Below are 16,773 nucleotides of genomic sequence, written 5' to 3' on the forward strand. Positions count from 1 at the left end.
TTTTTAAATCACAAAACTCTAAAAAAGTTCTACAGACCAAGCAATCTGTTTTTTGGAATTATTTTCCAGAATTTGGATGCCTTCTTTTTCTTCTATTTTACCCGAAGCATTTGCGTTATCTGCAATGCCTAACCAAGGTTCTATGCAAATAAATGGAGCATCTTTTTTTGTCCAGATTCCCAAATATGGAAAATCTGAAAAGCTTACTTTCATTACAGATTCATTGTTTTTTGCTAAGGTTAAAGACTTTGTTGCAAAATTTTTGAAAACTAACGCATCTTCTTCGTAAAGTTCATATTGTAATGGCAAAACATTTCCGTTTAGTTTTAAAATTTCAGTTTTTCCAGAAAATAAATCTTGTTCTAACTTGTACGTTTCTAAATCTTTTTCATCATCAAAAATCAAAGAAAAATCTTCAAAATTCCCATCAATATTAAATGCAGGATGTGCGCCGATAGAATAATACATCTTTTCGGAAGAACGATTTATAATTTCGTATTTTACCATTAATTTATTGCCTTCTAAAATGTAAGAAAGTTGCAATTCGAAGTGAAAAGGATATACTTTAAGCGTTTCTTCATTGCTTTTTAACGAAAAAACTACAGCGTTTTCACTATTTTCAATAACTTCAAATTCAAAATCTCTCGCAAAACCGTGTCTTGAAAGTTTGTAAACCTTTCCTTCGTGAAAATATTCGCCATTTTTTAAAGCGCCCACAATCGGGAAAAGTATAGGTGATGTTTTGTTCCAGAATTCGGAATTAATTTCCCAAATATAATTTTTACCATCTTTTTGAAGCGAACTTAATTCTGCTCCTTTTGATTTAATAACTGCTTTTATGGCTTGGTTTTGAATTGTAATTTCCATTAATTATTATTTTTTTAAACTTCTGACTTTTAACTTTTCTAAATTACTTCTAAAAATCTCATCGTATCCACATTATCTGCATACGTGTTGAGATTAGGATTTTGAGCTTCTCCGAAATAAATAGAATCCGAAATTTCTAACTCTGGCTTCGCTACAACACATTGAATATCTGTTTCGTTTTCATTTAAAAACAATTTTACATCTTCAATATTTTCGTATCTGCTAAAATTCAAAACCGAAAGTGGGGAAAATAGTACATCGTCTTCTTTTAACATTACAAAATTATTGTCCCAGAATTTTTCTTGATTCAAAAGGTAAATTGCTCTGTTGTAATCGTAATTGTTAGCATATTTGTGATGATTAACCACATCTTTAAATTCAATGAAATTTTCAAAAAGTTTACTCAATTCAAAATCTTTCGGAATAAAAAGTCGGGTAACATTTCTACAACCCAATCCAAAATATCTAAAAATATCTTCTGCTAACAGCTTTATTTCATCATCGGTTTCGTTGCCTTTTAGCACCGCAACAGAAGTTCTATTTTTTCTGATAATGGATAACGTGTCCTTAAAGTAATACTCTAAGTAACGAGCTGTATTATTGCTTCCAGTAGCAATTACTGCTTCGTAATCTGATAATTTCTCTACAAATTGATATTCTAAATTCCACTCAGAAAATTCTCCCCATTTGTTTAACAAAAAAGGTAAAATTAATCTGTCTTTAGAAGATAATTTTATAATTGGAATATGATTGCTCAAAATAACGCACATTACATCATGAAAGCCAACCAAAGGAATATTTCCTGCTAAAATAAGACCTACTTTTTTTGAAAAATGAGAAACCTGATATTCGGAAAGCCAATTTTTAATATTTTCTATTTTTAGAATATCTGCCCAATTTTTGAAACAAAATCTTTGATTTTCTATTGTAAACCAAGGGTTTTCTACCTCACTCTTTTTCATAAGAGCAAATAATTCTGCTTCTTCTAATGAATATTCTTCTTCTGAATTTTGTAAAAACTGTTGAAGAAATTCGCCCAACTTACTAAGTCCTTGTATTTTAAAATCTTGCTTCATTTCTGAATTTTTATTGTTTTATCTTTTATTTTTTATTAAAAATACCTAAAAAAAGATAAGTTTTACCACCGAAATCTTTTCTCAGTAAAATGAAAATTACTAATTTTGTGCAAATTTAAAAAAAAACGTAGCAATGGCTATTATAATAACAGACGAATGTATCAATTGCGGTGCTTGCGAACCAGAATGTCCAAATAACGCAATCTATGAAGGAGCTGTAGATTGGAAAGCTTCCGAAGGAACCGTATTAAAAGGTACAGTTACTCTAAAATCAGGTTTAACTATTGATGCTAATGCAGCTCAACAACCTGTAAGTGATGATGTTTATTACATTGTACCCGATAAGTGTACCGAATGTAAAGGCTTCCACGAAGAGCCTCAATGTGCTGCAGTATGTCCTGTAGATTGTTGTGTACCAGACGATGACCACGTAGAAACGGATACGGAATTATTAAGTAAAAAAGCATTTTTACACGGAGAATAAACCCAAAAATCCTGTTCTAAGAGCGGGATTTTTAATTATAAATCACAATTATAGAATTTAGAAAATATGAAGAAACACAATTTCAGTGCTGGACCAAGCATTTTACCACAAGAAGTTTTCGAAAAAGCATCTCAGGCAGTATTAGATTTCAACGGAATGGGATTATCCATTTTAGAAATCTCGCACAGAAGCAAAGAATTTGTTGCGGTAATGGAAGAAGCAAGAGCTTTGGTAAAGAAACTGATGAAATTAGGTGATGATTACGAAGTACTTTTCTTGCAAGGAGGTGCTAGTTTACAATTTGTAATGGCTCCTAATAATTTAATGAAAGAAGGCGGAAAAGCAGCATATTTGGATTCTGGAAGTTGGGCTGCAGCTGCCATAAAAGAAGGAAAAAAATTCGGGACGGTAGATGTAGTAGGTTCTTCTAAAGAAGAAAAATATTCTTTCATTCCAAAAGATTATACAGTAGGTGCTGAATACGATTTTTTCCACTGCACTTCTAATAATACCATTTATGGCACGCAAATGAAAGAATTTCCTAAAACGGAAGTTCCTATTGTTTGCGACATGAGTTCTGATATTTTCTCCAGAGTAATAGATTTTTCTCAATTTGGGATTATTTACGCAGGAGCTCAAAAAAATATGGGACCTTCTGGCGCTACTCTAGTTGTAATAAAAAAAGATATTTTAGGAAAAACAGGAAGAAACATCCCTTCATATTTAGATTATTCTCTTCACATTGCTAAAGAATCTATGTTTAATACACCACCAGTTTTTGCAGTGTATTGTTCTTTGCTTACTCTTCAATGGATTGAAAACAATGGAGGAATTGAAGCTGCCGAAGAAAGAAATAACGCCAAAGCAAAACTTCTTTATGATGAAATAGACCACAATCCTAATTTTGAATGTTTCTCTGTTCCAGAAGATAGAAGCACTATGAATGTTTCTTTCTACTTGACAGACGAATCTAAAAAAGAACAATTTGATGCCACTTGGAAAGCAGCAGGAATTAGTGGCTTAAACGGACACAGAAGTCTAGGAGGTTACAGAGCAAGTATTTACAACGCAATGCCAATAGAAAGCGTTCAGGTACTTGTAGATGTAATGAAATCAATATAATAAAATTGGGATATTAGGTAAAAAAAATCTAATATCCCAATTAAAATAAATACTAAAAACCAAGTTGCCTCAAAAAAGCATGAAAATATTAGCAAATGACGGAATTTCAACTTCGGGCGAGAATCTTTTAAAAGAAGCTGGACTAGAAATTTTGGACAATAGAGTTTCCCAAGAACATCTTATCAATTTTATCAATGAAAACAATGTGGACGTTTTATTGGTAAAAAATGCTACTGCAATTAATAATGAAATTATCGATTCTTGTAAAAGCCTTAAAATTATAGGAAAAGCAGGCATTACAATGGATAATATAGCCGTAGATCATGCTATAGAAAAAGGATTGTTTGTAATTTCGACGCCCAATTCTTATTCTAAAGCAATTTCTGAGATGGCATTTGCACATTTTCTAACCTTAGCAAGACACCTTCACGATTCTAACAGATTAATGCCTCTAGAAGGAGATTCTAAATTTAATTTGTTAAAAAAATCATATCAAAATGCTACCGAACTTCATGGTAAAACTCTTGGTGTGATTGGGATGGACAATAATGCTCTGGAAGTTATTAAAACGGGTATTTCTTTAGGAATGAATCTATTAGCTTATAGCAAAAATCCTAAAACCGAAAATGTAACTTTAGAGTTTTTTGATGGTCAAAAACTTGTTTTTGAAATAAAATCTGTTAAATTTGGAGAAATTTTAGAAAATTCAGACTTTATAAGTGTAATCTGTAATGAAGAAAATAGCTACATTTTAGATTCTGAACAATTCGAAATGATGAAAGATGGTGCTTATCTTGTAAATTTTGCAAAAGGCGCTGTAAACGAAGTATCTCTGGTAGAATATCTAGAAAACAAAAAAATAGCAGGCGCTGCTTTGGATGTTTTCGAATTAGAGCCAAAGCCAGACATACAGGTTCTTATGAATCCTTCGTTGTCATTATCTCCTAATGTAGCATCTGTAACTACAGACGCTCAGGAAAAAACAGGTAAAGAATTAGCAGAACAAATTATTAAAATAAGTAGAGAATATTATGCCCACATTTAAACCATTTAGAGGAGTAAGACCTCATAATGATTTTGTTGATGTTTTTCCTACACATCCTATTGAGAATTTTTCTCAGGAAGAAATTAACAAAAAAGCAGCAGAAGACTCGTCTTACATTCAAATGTTAAAACCATATCTGTGCAGCAAATCTAAAGACGTAGATCGTAACTTACGAAAAGTAAGAACCAATTACGAAGAAATGTTAGCAGAAAACAAGTTAGTACAAGATTCTTCTAGCTATTACCTTTACGAGCAAATCTTACCCAACAAAACCATTTTTAGAGGATTATTAGGATTAATCAGTATTGATGATTTCAGAGATGGCAAAATTAAAAGACACGAAGCCGCTCTTAAAAACAAATACGAAAAATTTACCCATTATCTGGAAAAAGTACATCTTCATGCAGAACCGCTTCTTCTTACCTATCAGTCTAGCCCAAAGGTAGAATTGCTGATGAACCACGAAGAAAAAAACGTTCCTATTATCAATTATACCGATGAGCGAGGTATAAGACATAAAGTGTGGAGAATAGACAACAGATTAAAACTTCAACAATTTAAAGAAGTTCTAGACCAGATTGAAACTTTCTATTTAGCAGACGGAAATCACAGAATAGATTCTTCTTCTCAATATGCTCAAAAATTAAAAGAAAAAAACAAAAGACATAATGGTAACGAACCTTATAACTTTGTTTTAAGCTATTTGGTTTCTAATCAATCTATCAAAATACACGATTATAACAGAGTTGTAAAAGGATTGAACGGACTTTCTAAAGAAGAATTTTTAGCTAAAATTTCGGAAAATTTCCTTATTCACGAAAAAGGAGAAAAACCATACTATCCTTCGCAGAAATACCACATTTCTATGTATATGGATGGTACCTTCTACTCTCTTCACGTAAAACATGACCTTCGTAATTTAGATAAAGGTTTAGATAGTGTAGATCATCATTTGTTATTCAAATACATCCTTAGTCCAATATTAGGCATCGAAAATGACAATGAAGAAAATGAAAGACTAAATTTTGTAAAAGGAAGTTCAGACATTGAAGGAATTGCTAAGCTTAAAGAAAAAGTAGATTCAGAAGAATTTACTGTAGGATTCGTGTTACACCCAGTTGGTTTTAACGATATTGTAAAATTAACCAGCGAAAACCTTCAAATGCCACCAAAATGTACTTATATTGAACCCAAATTAGTAACAGCATTACTAATGTACGATATGGATTAAAATTTCTTTGGGAAAAGTTTTAAATTTTATTTAATTTAGTACTCCCAAAAGAAAATTTGATATGAAGAAACTATTTTACGTACTTCCGCTCTTTTTGGGCGGAATTTTTTATGCCCAAAATTTTAAAGCAGATTCAACTCAATTCAAAAAAATTTCCAACGAAATTTTAGTAAAAGGAAAAGGTTATGATGATTTGAGAGAACTTACCAAAAACATTGGTAACAGACTTTGCGGAAGTGCTAATTACGAAAAAGCCACACAATGGGCAATGCAAAAACTAAAAGATGCTGGAGCAGATAAAGTTTGGTTTCAACCAGTAATGGTAAAGGTTTGGACAAGAGGTGCAGAATCTTTAAAAATAAAAACTGGCAACGGAAAGTGGGAAAATGTAAAAATGCTTTCTCTTGGCAACTCCGAAGGCACTAAAGGTAAAGATTTAAAAGGAGAAATTTTGGTAGTGAAAACTTTAGAAGAATTCTTAAAAATGCCAGACGAATTGGTAAAAAACAAAATAGTATTTTTTAATTATCCTTTTAATCAAGAGTTTTTAACAACTGGGCAAGCTTATGGAGACGCTGGCAAATACAGAAGAGTTACCGCTTCTGAAGTTGCTAAAAAAGGAGGAAAAGCAGTTATTATCCGTTCTTTGACTTCAAATTTTGATGATGTTCCGCATACAGGTTCTTTAAAATATGATGACGGAATTGCAAAAATTCCTGCCATTGCCATTGGTGCAGAAACTGCCAATAAATTAGAAAATTCATTACTAAAAAAACAACATATTGAAGCTATTTTGAATTCTAATTGCGGAATGAACGGCGAAAAACTTACCAATTCTGTGATTGGAGAAATTACAGGCAATAAAGATAAAAGTGTAATTGTAGTGAGCGGACATTTAGATTCTTGGGATGTAGGCGAAGGCGCACATGATGATGGCGCTGGCATTGTTCAAAGCATTGAAGTTCTTAGAACTTTCAAAAATTTGAATATAAAAAACAATCACACCATAAGAGTTGTGTGCTATGCAAACGAAGAGAATGGATTGAGCGGAGGAAAAACATATATGGAAAATGTGAAAAAATCTGGCGAGCCTCATATTTTCGCATTAGAAAGTGACAGTGGAGGCTTCACACCAAGAAGTTTTTCTTTGGGAATGAGTGATGAGAAAGCAAAATCTATGAAATCTTGGGAAAAACTCTTCAATCCATACGGAATTTTTGAATTTGCAGGAAATTATGGAGGGGCAGACATAACGCCGCTAAGAGAACTAAATGTTCCTGTTTCTGAATACGTTACAGATTCTCAAAGATATTTTGACATCCATCATACTCCTGAAGATACTTTCGAAAAAGTAAACAGACGAGAATTGCTTCTAGGAGCTACGGTAATGACACAATTAATTTATATGATTGACCAGAATTGGTAAAGTTTATGATTAATAGATTTGCAAAGCTTTCAATACTAATTAATTTAATTTTTGAAATTATCATTTTAAAAATTAATTATAATATTGCAGAAAAATACTTATCATCAGATAGTAAAACTCAAGCACTTGGTTTATTTAAAATACAATATTTTTACCAATATTATCTATTTATTTTTGTAATTATAGCAATTATTTTTTCAATTCTATCAAAAAGAAAAAACGAGAATCAACGTTTAATTTATATATCAATTATTTTTTCAATTATTTCAATTATTTTGATTTTTTCAAGAATTTGGAGATTGATGATACTTTAATATGAAAAAACCTCCATTTTATAAGAGTTTACTCTATTCCTTCAAAGGCTTTTTTTGGATGTTAAAATCCGAAAGAAACTTTCAGTTGGAGGTTTTGGCATTGATTGTAAATTTATTTTTAATCGTTTATTTTGAGCTTAACTCTACAGATGCCGCTCTTATTATTTTGGTTTGTTTTTTAGTTTTAATAACTGAAGCTCTTAATACCGCAGTTGAAAAAATCTGCGATTTTGTAGAACCCAATTTCAATAAAAAGATAGGTTTAATAAAAGATATTGCAGCAGGAGCAGTAATTTTGGCTACTTTTCTTTCTATTATTGTAGGAATATTAGTTTATAGCAAATATTTTTTTAATTGAATTTTTAATTTTTTTCACTTTCGAAAATGCAATCTCCAATAAAACTATATCAACAAGCTTTTACAGGTTTGCCAAAAAATATTTGGTTGCTTTCCTTTGTAATGCTTATCAACCGAAGCGGAACAATGGTGCTTGCATTTCTTACCTTATATTGCACTCAATATCTTCATCAAACGCCTAAGTTAGCAGGTTTAGCAATTGCAGTTTATGGTTTAGGTTCAATTTTAGGAGCCTATTTTGGAGGGAGATTAAGTGATAAATTTGGTTATCATTTTGTACAAGTTTCGGCTTTAATTGGTGGTGGCTTTTTCTTTATTTTAGCACCTTTTGCTCAGAATTTTCATGTTTTTTTAATTATTATTTTTCTTTTGGCGGCAGTAAATGAGAGTTTCAGACCAGCTAATACTGCGGCTATTGCAGCAAATTCTACACCTGAAATAAGAACCAGAAGTTTTGCATTGCTTAGATTAGCCATGAATTTTGGATGGAGCATTGGAACTTTTTTGGGAGGAATTTTATCTCATTACGACTACAAATATTTGTTTTTTGCAGATGGTTGTACCAGTATTTTTGCGGGATTAATTATGTTAACCTTGAAATTTAAAACTGCCGAAATTCATAAAAATCATTTAGAAGAAGCCAAACTAGATGTTTCGCCTCTTAAAAATAAACCTTTTATCTATTTTATTTTAGGAACACTACTCTACACTTTTTGTTTCTTTCAATTGTTTACCAATATCCCTTTGTTTTATAAAGTTGGTTTGAATTTAGACGAACAAATTATTGGTATTGTGATGTCTTTAAACGGAGTTCTTATTGTAATGATAGAAATGGTTTTGGTAAATGCAATAGACCATAAATACAGTAAAAAAATCATTATTGTTTCTGGTACTTTGTTGATGGTTTTCTTTTATTTGATAAACAGTGGAATGAATTTTCTGCATGCATTTTTTATAGCTTTCGGAGGAATGCTTATCATCACATTTGGCGAAATCCTTTCTTTACCATTTATGAATTCTTATTACTTAAAATTTGCAGGAAAAGTTAACACCGGGAAATATGCTTCCATTTACATGATGACTTGGAGTATTGGTCAGATTTTAGCAGGTTATATCGGCGGAATGATTATCAATTCTTATGGGTTTCCACCACTTTGGATGGTTTGTTCTGCCCTTTCTTTACTCTGTGTTTTTATTTATTTTAAAGTGATAAAATAATCTAAAAATATTGCATAATTTTGATGAATAATATTATTTAAATGAATTACAAGTTATTACTATGTCTTTTTGTTGTGCTTCTAATTTGTTGTAACAAAAAGGAAACAAAATTTATAGGTATTTGGAATGTTAAAACTAAAATTCCATATTCAGCGAAATTGACACTCAATAAAAATCTTACTTTTTCTTATAAAGGAGGTGCTTGTTTATCAAGTTTTCACTCTAATGGTGTTTGGAAAATAGTAAATGATACTCTAATTCTAAAAAGCAAATTACCTACCGAATGTTTTCACACTTCAAAATTCGGATATATATGTTATGAAATTAAAGATTCCCTAAAAATTAGAAATCAAACAACAATACCAAATTGTAAACCTAAAAATGTTGGATATAATTTTATTAATTTTCAAGATGATAAATTTATATTAAAAAATGATTCTTTAGTTTATTTGATTGATAAAGATGATAATTGTGCAGATGATAATAATAAATTTTTAATCTCTAGAAATTAAAAAAACGCTCCAGAATTTCTGTAGCGTTTATTTATGGTTATTAAATTAAAAATTTATTTTTCAGGATTTAAAATTTCAGGCTTTTCAGTTTTTACCTCTTTTGTCTCAACTGTTTTTTTCTGCAATTGCTCTAATAATTGAAGACCAAGAAGTCCACTAATTCCGCCGTTTGCTGCATCACCATTTCCTCCAATTAAAACATCTGGCATAATTTTTACATTTTGAGAAGCGATGTTTTCCATAATTTTTAATTGAGTAAAATTGCTACCACCCATTGCTTCTACAGAAAGTTTGTATGCTTCGGCATTAGATTTACCAATTGCCAAAATTTTCTCTGCTTCGGCATTACCTGTTAACGAAATTTGTTCTGCATTAGCTTTTGCCAAAAGTTCAATTTTTTCAGATTCTGCTTTTGCAAGAAGTCTTGTTTTTTCGGCTTCACCAGTTGCTAAAAGTTTTAATCTGTCTCCTTCAGCATTTGCTTGTAATCTTACAGAATTAGCATCACCAGTCGCTTTTTTCACACTTGCATCGGCAATTCTTTCGGCAATTACTACCCCTTGGTCTGCCTTTACAATCTCTTTTTGCATATCTGCAATTGCTGTTTCTTTTTCGAGACTTTGACGGGTTTCTTGCGCTAATTTTTCGGTTTCGTAAGTTATTTTTTGCTCTTCTGCCAGTTTTCTATCCGTTAAAGTTTTCATTAAACTTTCAGGAGGAACAATGTCTCCAATTAAAGTATCAACCCCGAAAACATTATATTGGTCTAAAACATTGCCAATATGTTCTCTAGCAGATTGTTGGCGTTCTTTTCTGGTTCCAAGGAAAGCAATTACATCTGAATCTTGAGCAGAATTACGGAAGTAGTTTCCAATGGTAGGTTCTAAAACCTGACTCACCAAATTCACCATATTTCCGAATCTTGCAATTACTTTTGGAGCTTCGTTAGTTGGGATGTGAATAATCTGAGAAACATCTAAATTGAAAGGGAAACCATCTTTACTTCTTACCGTAATTGTAGATAAGTTTTTATCTAATTGATGAGATTCGCTTCTTGCAGTTGCCCAGTTTAAAACCAAGTTGGTTGTTGGCACCAATTCTACTTTCATAATGTAAGGATTTACGGGATATTTACCTGGACCCAGAGGTTCTGCCCAAACTCCTTTGTAACCTTTTTCTACAATATTTCCGTGTTTAAATTCAGAACCGCTTAAATCTTTTCCTTCATCGCCTACATAAGAAATAACGACACCAACGTGTCCAATAGGGATTTCCGTCATGTGTACCATTTCAATTTTTGCAAACCAAGGATTTAAGAAATAAGAACCCGCCAAAATTACTTGTTCTTGCAAACCTTTATAACCTTCAGAATTCAAAAAGCCGTCAATATCTTGAAATTTATTGTGTCCTTCGATAATTTTACCAGCGATTTGTCCTTCTGCTAAAGGTTTTCCTTCTAAAGTTGTAACCACGCCTACTGCATTATCTGGTATTACCGTCATGTCAGTAAGTTCTATCTCAAAAAGCAAAGTATTAATTCTGTAAGAGCCAGGTGTAATAATGGCCGTTTGTCTACCTTTTCTACCTCCGTTGTTTAAAAAAGCAACAGCATCCTGAAAAGAATCGCATTCTACTTTTCTGGCTAAAATTCTACCAGTTTCTAATTCTGCTCCATCTTTTGCTAAGAGCAAACCAATTTTACCTGTAGGAATTACTGTAAAAGGCTGAAAATTAATAGAATATTGCCAAATCCATTTCCCGAAATAAACTCCTGGAGCTAGTGTTTGTCCTTGGAAACCAGCTTCACCATTGATGGCGATAATTCTACCTTCGGGAAGTGTTTGTTTCCCGAATAATACAAACTTTTTGGTTACTAAACCAATTTTGTCTTCAGGAACAATTACGAGCCCAAAGAAAACTCTCAAAACGAACTTGTAAAATACAAGACATAGGAAGATAACTCCTGCTGGAATCATCCAAGACTGAAATTCAATCATAGTTTTATTTATTAAAATTATTGTTAAATTTTGGATACGAAAAATAATCCTAACCGTAGAAAAATCTAATAAAGTTAGACAAAAAACAAATGCATGTTAAAATGATTTTTAACAGTAAAATTAGAATTTTGGAGGAGAGGTATTGAAGATAGTGAAACTAAATTCAGAGACTTCTTTAAGATAAAATTTTGTAAAATGAATTTTCATTGTCATCAGTTAAATGTAGCAATTGCACTACACTACATTATACGTATAAGGTTACAATTTGGTTACGTTTTTTTTAATTATTTATATAAATCATTGATAATCAACATTAAATTTTAAAGTTATTTGGGAAAGTTTTTTCGGCTTCTTGATAGCCAAGTGAAAAAAGTTCGTCCATTTTTGTTTTTTTGCTTTCGAACATACCATAATTTGAAAGTTCTTTTGGAGAAATAAACCAATCGCAATCTCTAAATTTATAATTCTCTACACTATGGCTTAATAATTCATAAGCTCTTGTAGCGACAGATTTTATTGAATTTAATTGATTTTTTTCAACATCTTGAAGCGGTGAAACAAATACTCCTATTAATTTATTGCACTTATCTCTAACTAAATTCGAAGGGAAATTATTGAGAATTCCGCCATCACTTAGCAACATTTCATCTTTTTTGAATGGACTTGCCAAACCTGGTACAGAGCAAGAAGCAATAATAGCGTCTAGAAGATAATCGTCTCCACTAAAAACAAAAGTATCACCTTGAATTAAATCTGTTGCACTAATTAAAAGTTCTATTCTTAAATCTTTAATTTTGATTTCTCCAATAATAGGTTTTAAATAAGTTCTAAAAATATCAGAATTGATGAATCCGGGTTTGCTAAAAGTAAAATGTTTCCAATTGAAAAAATAAACCGACTTAAAAAAGTCTAGGATTTCTTCTGGAGTTCTCCCAAAAGCATATAAACCACCAACAATAGCTCCGGCGCTTGTTCCCGCAATAATTTCGGGGAATATATTATTTTCTTCTAAAAATTTAATAGCACCTGCTTCTGCAATGCCTTTTGTACCACCTCCAGATAGAACCAAGCCAATTTTATTTTCCATCAATTTATTAGTTTTGATTTGTAAAATTAAAAAAACCACAGAAAAATCTGTGGTTAATTATTATTTATTGCATATTATATTAAATATGGATAACTTCACCGTAAGCAGCAGCTACAGCTTCCATCACTGCTTCAGACAAAGTTGGGTGTGGGTGTACAGTTTTTAAAATTTCATGCCCAGTAGTTTCTAGTTTTCTAGCAGCTACAGCTTCAGCAATCATTTCGGTAACCCCTACTCCAATCATGTGGCAACCAAGCCATTCGCCGTATTTAGCATCGAAAATAACTTTTACAAAACCATCTACATCACCGTTAGCTGTTGCTTTACCCGATGCAGAGAATGGGAATTTACCTACTTTGATTTCGTAACCTTTTTCTTTAGCTTGTTTTTCGGTAAGACCTACAGATGCAATTTCTGGTAAACAGTAAGTACAACCTGGGATATTGCCATAATCAATAGGTTCTACGTGTAAACCTTTAATTTTTTCAACACAAGTAATACCTTCAGCAGAAGCAACGTGAGCCAAAGCTTGAGTCGGAATAATATCTCCAATTGCATAATAACCAGGAACAGAAGTTTGGTACCATTCGTTTACCAAAACTCTACCTCTATCTGTTTGGATGCCTACTTCTTCTAAACCAATATTTTCTACATTAGCAGCAATACCTACAGCAGAAAGTACGATATCTGCTTCTAAAGTAACATTACCGTTAGCTGTTTTTACATTTGCTTTTACGCCTTCGCCAGAAGTATCTAAAGATTCTACAGAAGCATTTGTCATTACTTCGATACCTGCTTTTTTAAGAGATTTTTCTAAATGTTTAGAAACTTCTTCATCTTCTACAGGAACAATATTTGGCATAAATTCTACTACAGTAACTTTAGTTCCCATAGTTGCATAGAAATAAGCAAATTCAACTCCAATAGCACCAGAACCTACAACAATCATAGATTTTGGTTGAGTTGGCAAAGTAAGCGCTTGTCTGTAACCAATTACTTTTACCTCATCTTGAGGAAGATTTGGCAATTCTCTAGAACGAGCACCTGTAGCAATAATGATATTATTAGCAGAATATTCGGTAGTTTTACCGTCTTTTTCTACAGCAATTTTTTTACCTTTAAGAACTTTAGCATTACCAAAGATTACATCAATTTTGTTCTTTTTCATTAAGAATTCGATTCCTTTGCTCATTTTATTAGCAACGCCTCTACTTCTTGCTACTACATTAGGAAATTCAAAACTTGCTTCCACTTTATTTAAACCAAAATCTTCAGCATGATTGATATATTTAAAAACCTGAGCAGACTTAAGTAAAGCTTTTGTAGGAATACAACCCCAGTTCAAACAGATACCTCCTAAATTTTCTCTTTCTACAATAGCGGTTTTGAACCCTAATTGTGAAGCTCTGATAGCAGTAACGTAACCACCAGGACCACTTCCTATAACAATAATATCGTAATTCATTTTTATAAAAAATTTTTATGCGAATTTACGCATTTTTTCGCATATCTTATACTTTACATAGCTATTAAAATAGGTTTTTTGATTTTTAAAGCAACACACTCCAAATTATAACGTCCTTTTTTAGTTTTCATTAATAACATCATTAGCGAATATATATTTTATCAATATATAAGCATATTTAGATATTATTCATTGATTTATATTGTTTTAAGAGCGATTTTTGAATATTTTTAATGTATTTCAATTCAATTTCAATCATGTTAATAATTTCTTAAAATATAAGTGTTTAAATTATTGAAAAATTAACATATATTTGTTTTTGGAAACTTAAACACAAAGACAGACTACTATGATGAAGAAATATTTATTAATAAACAGAAAAAAATTCAAAATTGCGAAAAATAGTATAGATTTTGTTAATTGGATGAGGAAATGTGATTTTCAACGCTGGGAAACCAACCATGAATTTATGGATGCTTATGCTTATAGAAAACTTATATTCGAAAAAATTAAACTAAGAACAGAAAATGAAGATGTTTTTATAAAAGATTTACAAACTTTCAACATTTTAAAGATTGAAATTGAAAAACCAATTGTAATGATTATTAAAAATTTATTTCCATCAAAAAGCATATAAAAAAACTGACCATTTTGGTCAGTTTTTCTAGTCATTAATTTTCACCTCATTATCTTTGTTTAGTTTCCCGTTCCGGAAATATTATAATTTTTAGAATTGTTTTTGAGATATGTTTCTTCTTGAGAGTTCAAACCTTTAGTTGTAATCACCACAACGCCTTTTTTTGCTAAATTCCCGTAAAGTTTTTTTGCGTTTTCTCCTTCTACAATATTTAAAGATGTAATTTTTCTTTTGTTATAATTTTTTAAAAATTTAGTGTCGGCAACATAACCATCAATAATATAAAGTAGCTCTGTTGAATGTTTTTGACTAATTTTAAAATCATCATCATTAATTGCTACAAAATCTGAAAAAGCAGGAGCTTCGGCTGTTGCAGAAAATTCTTCTGAAGTTTTTTTGTTATTAAAAGCGATTTTAGAAACTTCGGCTGTTTTGTATTTTTTAGTTTCAATAATTCCTATTGAATCATCATTAGAATTGTTTTGTGCTATTGTAGGAGAAGGGGCAGATTTTGCAAGCATCATTACTTTATCATTATTTGCAGAATTTTCATCTTCTCGCTTCGAATCAATTTCTAAAATTTGTTTCTCCTTTTCGGGAGATGAATTAGCGATTACCGTTTGTGGAAATTTATGTTCAACTTGAGTAAAATTGTTATTATTTGAATTTTCTTTTACTAAATTTTGCTCAATATTTTGTTTAATACTTTGGTTTATTCTTGCAATTTTAACACTATCAAAATTATTATTATGATGAGGATTTTCACCTAAAGTTGAATTTGAATTAACCGTATTTATATTATTGTAATTCAATAAATAATTAATACCAAAAAATAATACTACTGATGCTGCAATAGTATAAGGCAACCATAATGGAATTACTTTTTTTGATGATTTTTTTTCGGTTTTATCTAAGCGGTTTTCTATTTTATCCCAAACTTTTTCAAAACCTGGGAAACTTGTATTTTCTTCAGCTTTTTTACTTTCTGAACTGAAAAATTGGTCTATATTTTTTTCAAAATTTTCCATGATTAAAAATTCGGTTTACACATTTTGAGTTTGTAATAGTTCTTGTAGTTTTTTTCTGGCAAAATTCACCTGAGATTTTGAAGTTCCTTCGGAAATAGAAAGCATTTCGGCAATTTCTCTGTGAGGATAACCTTCTATTGCAAAGAGATTAAAAATTGTTCTGCAACCTTCTGGCAAATAATTGAGTAATGTTAAAATATCTTTTTCGAAAGTAAATTCAGCATTTTCATCAGCTAAATGTTTTTCTACAAATGTTTCATCATCAATAGAAATTAACATTTCTTTCTTTTTCCTTAAAGTCTGAAGACATTGATTTACTGCAATTTTTTTTGCCCAACCTTCAAAAACATCTGGATTTTGTAATTGCTCTACTTTGGTAAAAATGATAAAAAAAGTATCTGCCAATGCTTCTTCCGCTTCTTCTTCATTTTTTAAATATCTTTTACAAATTACGTAGAGTTTCCCTGCCAACTGCTCATAAACCTTCCGCTGTACAATTCGGTCTTTTTCTTTAAGTTTTATGAGAAGTTCGTTATTCATATTAAAGCTTTAAATGTATAGATGTAAGAATTTATAATATGGTTGGAAAAGTTTTTAAATTTTCATTAAAAATACAAAAAAACCTTGCTAATGTGCCATTAACAAGGTTTTAAATTTTATAAAAATTAGATTAGTGAACTTCCTGAACTTTAATATTCGGGCAGTTTTTGTCTAACCAAGCTTTGTCGAAATCTGAAATTTCTTTTCTTTCTCCTTTATAAATATAATACTCTTTCGGAGTTGAATTCTCTCCTACTGTTGGCATTTTATTCATAATTTTCTCTTCCGGGCAATCCTGAATTTTGCCATTTTGAGCAGTACAAGAAGCTAATAAAACAAATGCAAAAACCTTAAGAAATCTCATTAT

17 protein-coding genes are annotated in these 16,773 nt (G+C 31.0%); 9 read left to right on the top strand and 8 right to left on the bottom strand.

Features of this window, described 5'->3' with window-relative positions; translation table 11 throughout:
* Window positions 1-18: 18 nt before the first annotated feature.
* Together QM746_RS10245 and QM746_RS10250 are read right to left on the bottom strand one after the other, a co-directional pair.
* On the bottom strand, window positions 19-867 hold the full coding sequence (locus QM746_RS10245) for an aldose 1-epimerase family protein (RefSeq protein WP_414984133.1): 849 nt from the start codon (window positions 865-867) through the stop codon (window positions 19-21).
* Window positions 868-905: 38 nt separating this feature from the next.
* Window positions 906-1,943, bottom strand: coding sequence for an acyl-CoA reductase (locus QM746_RS10250; RefSeq protein WP_414984134.1), 1,038 nt, complete (start codon window positions 1,941-1,943; stop codon window positions 906-908).
* 133 nt (window positions 1,944-2,076) lie between these two features.
* Here QM746_RS10250 and QM746_RS10255 point away from each other — a divergent pair, with 133 nt between their 5' ends.
* The 8 genes from QM746_RS10255 to QM746_RS10290 all read left to right on the top strand — a co-directional run bounded on the left by QM746_RS10255 (window position 2,077) and on the right by QM746_RS10290 (window position 9,652).
* The gene (locus tag QM746_RS10255) at window positions 2,077-2,427 is read left to right on the top strand and encodes a 4Fe-4S dicluster domain-containing protein (protein ID WP_374364428.1); all 351 of its coding nucleotides are present in this window, start codon (window positions 2,077-2,079) and stop codon (window positions 2,425-2,427) included.
* Between the two features lie 66 nt (window positions 2,428-2,493).
* Complete coding sequence (gene serC / locus QM746_RS10260) at window positions 2,494-3,549, top strand: 3-phosphoserine/phosphohydroxythreonine transaminase (protein WP_414984135.1); 1,056 nt, start codon at window positions 2,494-2,496, stop codon at window positions 3,547-3,549.
* A gap of 79 nt (window positions 3,550-3,628) precedes the next feature.
* Window positions 3,629-4,594, top strand: coding sequence for an NAD(P)-dependent oxidoreductase (locus QM746_RS10265; RefSeq protein WP_414984136.1), 966 nt, complete (start codon window positions 3,629-3,631; stop codon window positions 4,592-4,594).
* Window positions 4,581-5,825 (top strand): DUF1015 domain-containing protein, encoded by a 1,245-nt coding sequence (locus QM746_RS10270; RefSeq protein ID WP_414984137.1) that lies wholly within the window; start codon window positions 4,581-4,583, stop codon window positions 5,823-5,825. The genes QM746_RS10265 and QM746_RS10270 overlap by 14 nt, the downstream gene beginning before the upstream one ends.
* A gap of 61 nt (window positions 5,826-5,886) precedes the next feature.
* Entirely contained in the window at window positions 5,887-7,251 is a 1,365-nt protein-coding gene (locus QM746_RS10275; RefSeq protein ID WP_414984138.1) for a M20/M25/M40 family metallo-hydrolase, read from the top strand.
* A 315-nt stretch (window positions 7,252-7,566) separates the two neighbouring features.
* Window positions 7,567-7,923 (top strand): diacylglycerol kinase, encoded by a 357-nt coding sequence (locus QM746_RS10280; protein WP_414984139.1) that lies wholly within the window; start codon window positions 7,567-7,569, stop codon window positions 7,921-7,923.
* Window positions 7,924-7,949: 26 nt separating this feature from the next.
* A complete protein-coding gene (locus QM746_RS10285) occupies window positions 7,950-9,140 on the top strand; it encodes an MFS transporter (protein WP_414984140.1) in 1,191 nt (396 codons plus the stop codon).
* Between the two features lie 158 nt (window positions 9,141-9,298).
* Complete coding sequence (locus QM746_RS10290) at window positions 9,299-9,652, top strand: hypothetical protein (protein ID WP_414984141.1); 354 nt, start codon at window positions 9,299-9,301, stop codon at window positions 9,650-9,652.
* Between the two features lie 53 nt (window positions 9,653-9,705).
* Here QM746_RS10290 and QM746_RS10295 read toward each other — a convergent pair whose 3' ends face one another.
* From QM746_RS10295 to lpdA, 3 genes are all read right to left on the bottom strand, one after another.
* Window positions 9,706-11,649, bottom strand: coding sequence for an SPFH domain-containing protein (locus QM746_RS10295; RefSeq protein ID WP_414984142.1), 1,944 nt, complete (start codon window positions 11,647-11,649; stop codon window positions 9,706-9,708).
* A gap of 313 nt (window positions 11,650-11,962) precedes the next feature.
* Entirely contained in the window at window positions 11,963-12,736 is a 774-nt protein-coding gene (locus tag QM746_RS10300; RefSeq protein ID WP_414984143.1) for a patatin-like phospholipase family protein, read from the bottom strand.
* A gap of 79 nt (window positions 12,737-12,815) precedes the next feature.
* On the bottom strand, window positions 12,816-14,201 hold the full coding sequence (gene lpdA, locus QM746_RS10305) for a dihydrolipoyl dehydrogenase (RefSeq protein ID WP_414984144.1): 1,386 nt from the start codon (window positions 14,199-14,201) through the stop codon (window positions 12,816-12,818).
* Window positions 14,202-14,550: 349 nt separating this feature from the next.
* Here lpdA and QM746_RS10310 point away from each other — a divergent pair, with 349 nt between their 5' ends.
* Window positions 14,551-14,838, top strand: coding sequence for a hypothetical protein (locus QM746_RS10310; RefSeq protein ID WP_414984145.1), 288 nt, complete (start codon window positions 14,551-14,553; stop codon window positions 14,836-14,838).
* Between the two features lie 59 nt (window positions 14,839-14,897).
* Here QM746_RS10310 and QM746_RS10315 read toward each other — a convergent pair whose 3' ends face one another.
* The 3 genes from QM746_RS10315 to QM746_RS10325 all read right to left on the bottom strand — a co-directional run bounded on the left by QM746_RS10315 (window position 14,898) and on the right by QM746_RS10325 (window position 16,770).
* Entirely contained in the window at window positions 14,898-15,866 is a 969-nt protein-coding gene (locus tag QM746_RS10315) for a hypothetical protein (protein ID WP_414984146.1), read from the bottom strand.
* Window positions 15,867-15,881: 15 nt separating this feature from the next.
* Complete coding sequence (locus QM746_RS10320; protein WP_414984147.1) at window positions 15,882-16,406, bottom strand: RNA polymerase sigma factor; 525 nt, start codon at window positions 16,404-16,406, stop codon at window positions 15,882-15,884.
* 130 nt (window positions 16,407-16,536) lie between these two features.
* On the bottom strand, window positions 16,537-16,770 hold the full coding sequence (locus tag QM746_RS10325) for a hypothetical protein (RefSeq protein WP_414984148.1): 234 nt from the start codon (window positions 16,768-16,770) through the stop codon (window positions 16,537-16,539).
* Window positions 16,771-16,773 lie beyond the last annotated feature (3 nt).

It is taken from the genome of Cloacibacterium sp. (assembly GCF_047601505.1).
Taxonomy (GTDB): domain Bacteria; phylum Bacteroidota; class Bacteroidia; order Flavobacteriales; family Weeksellaceae; genus Cloacibacterium.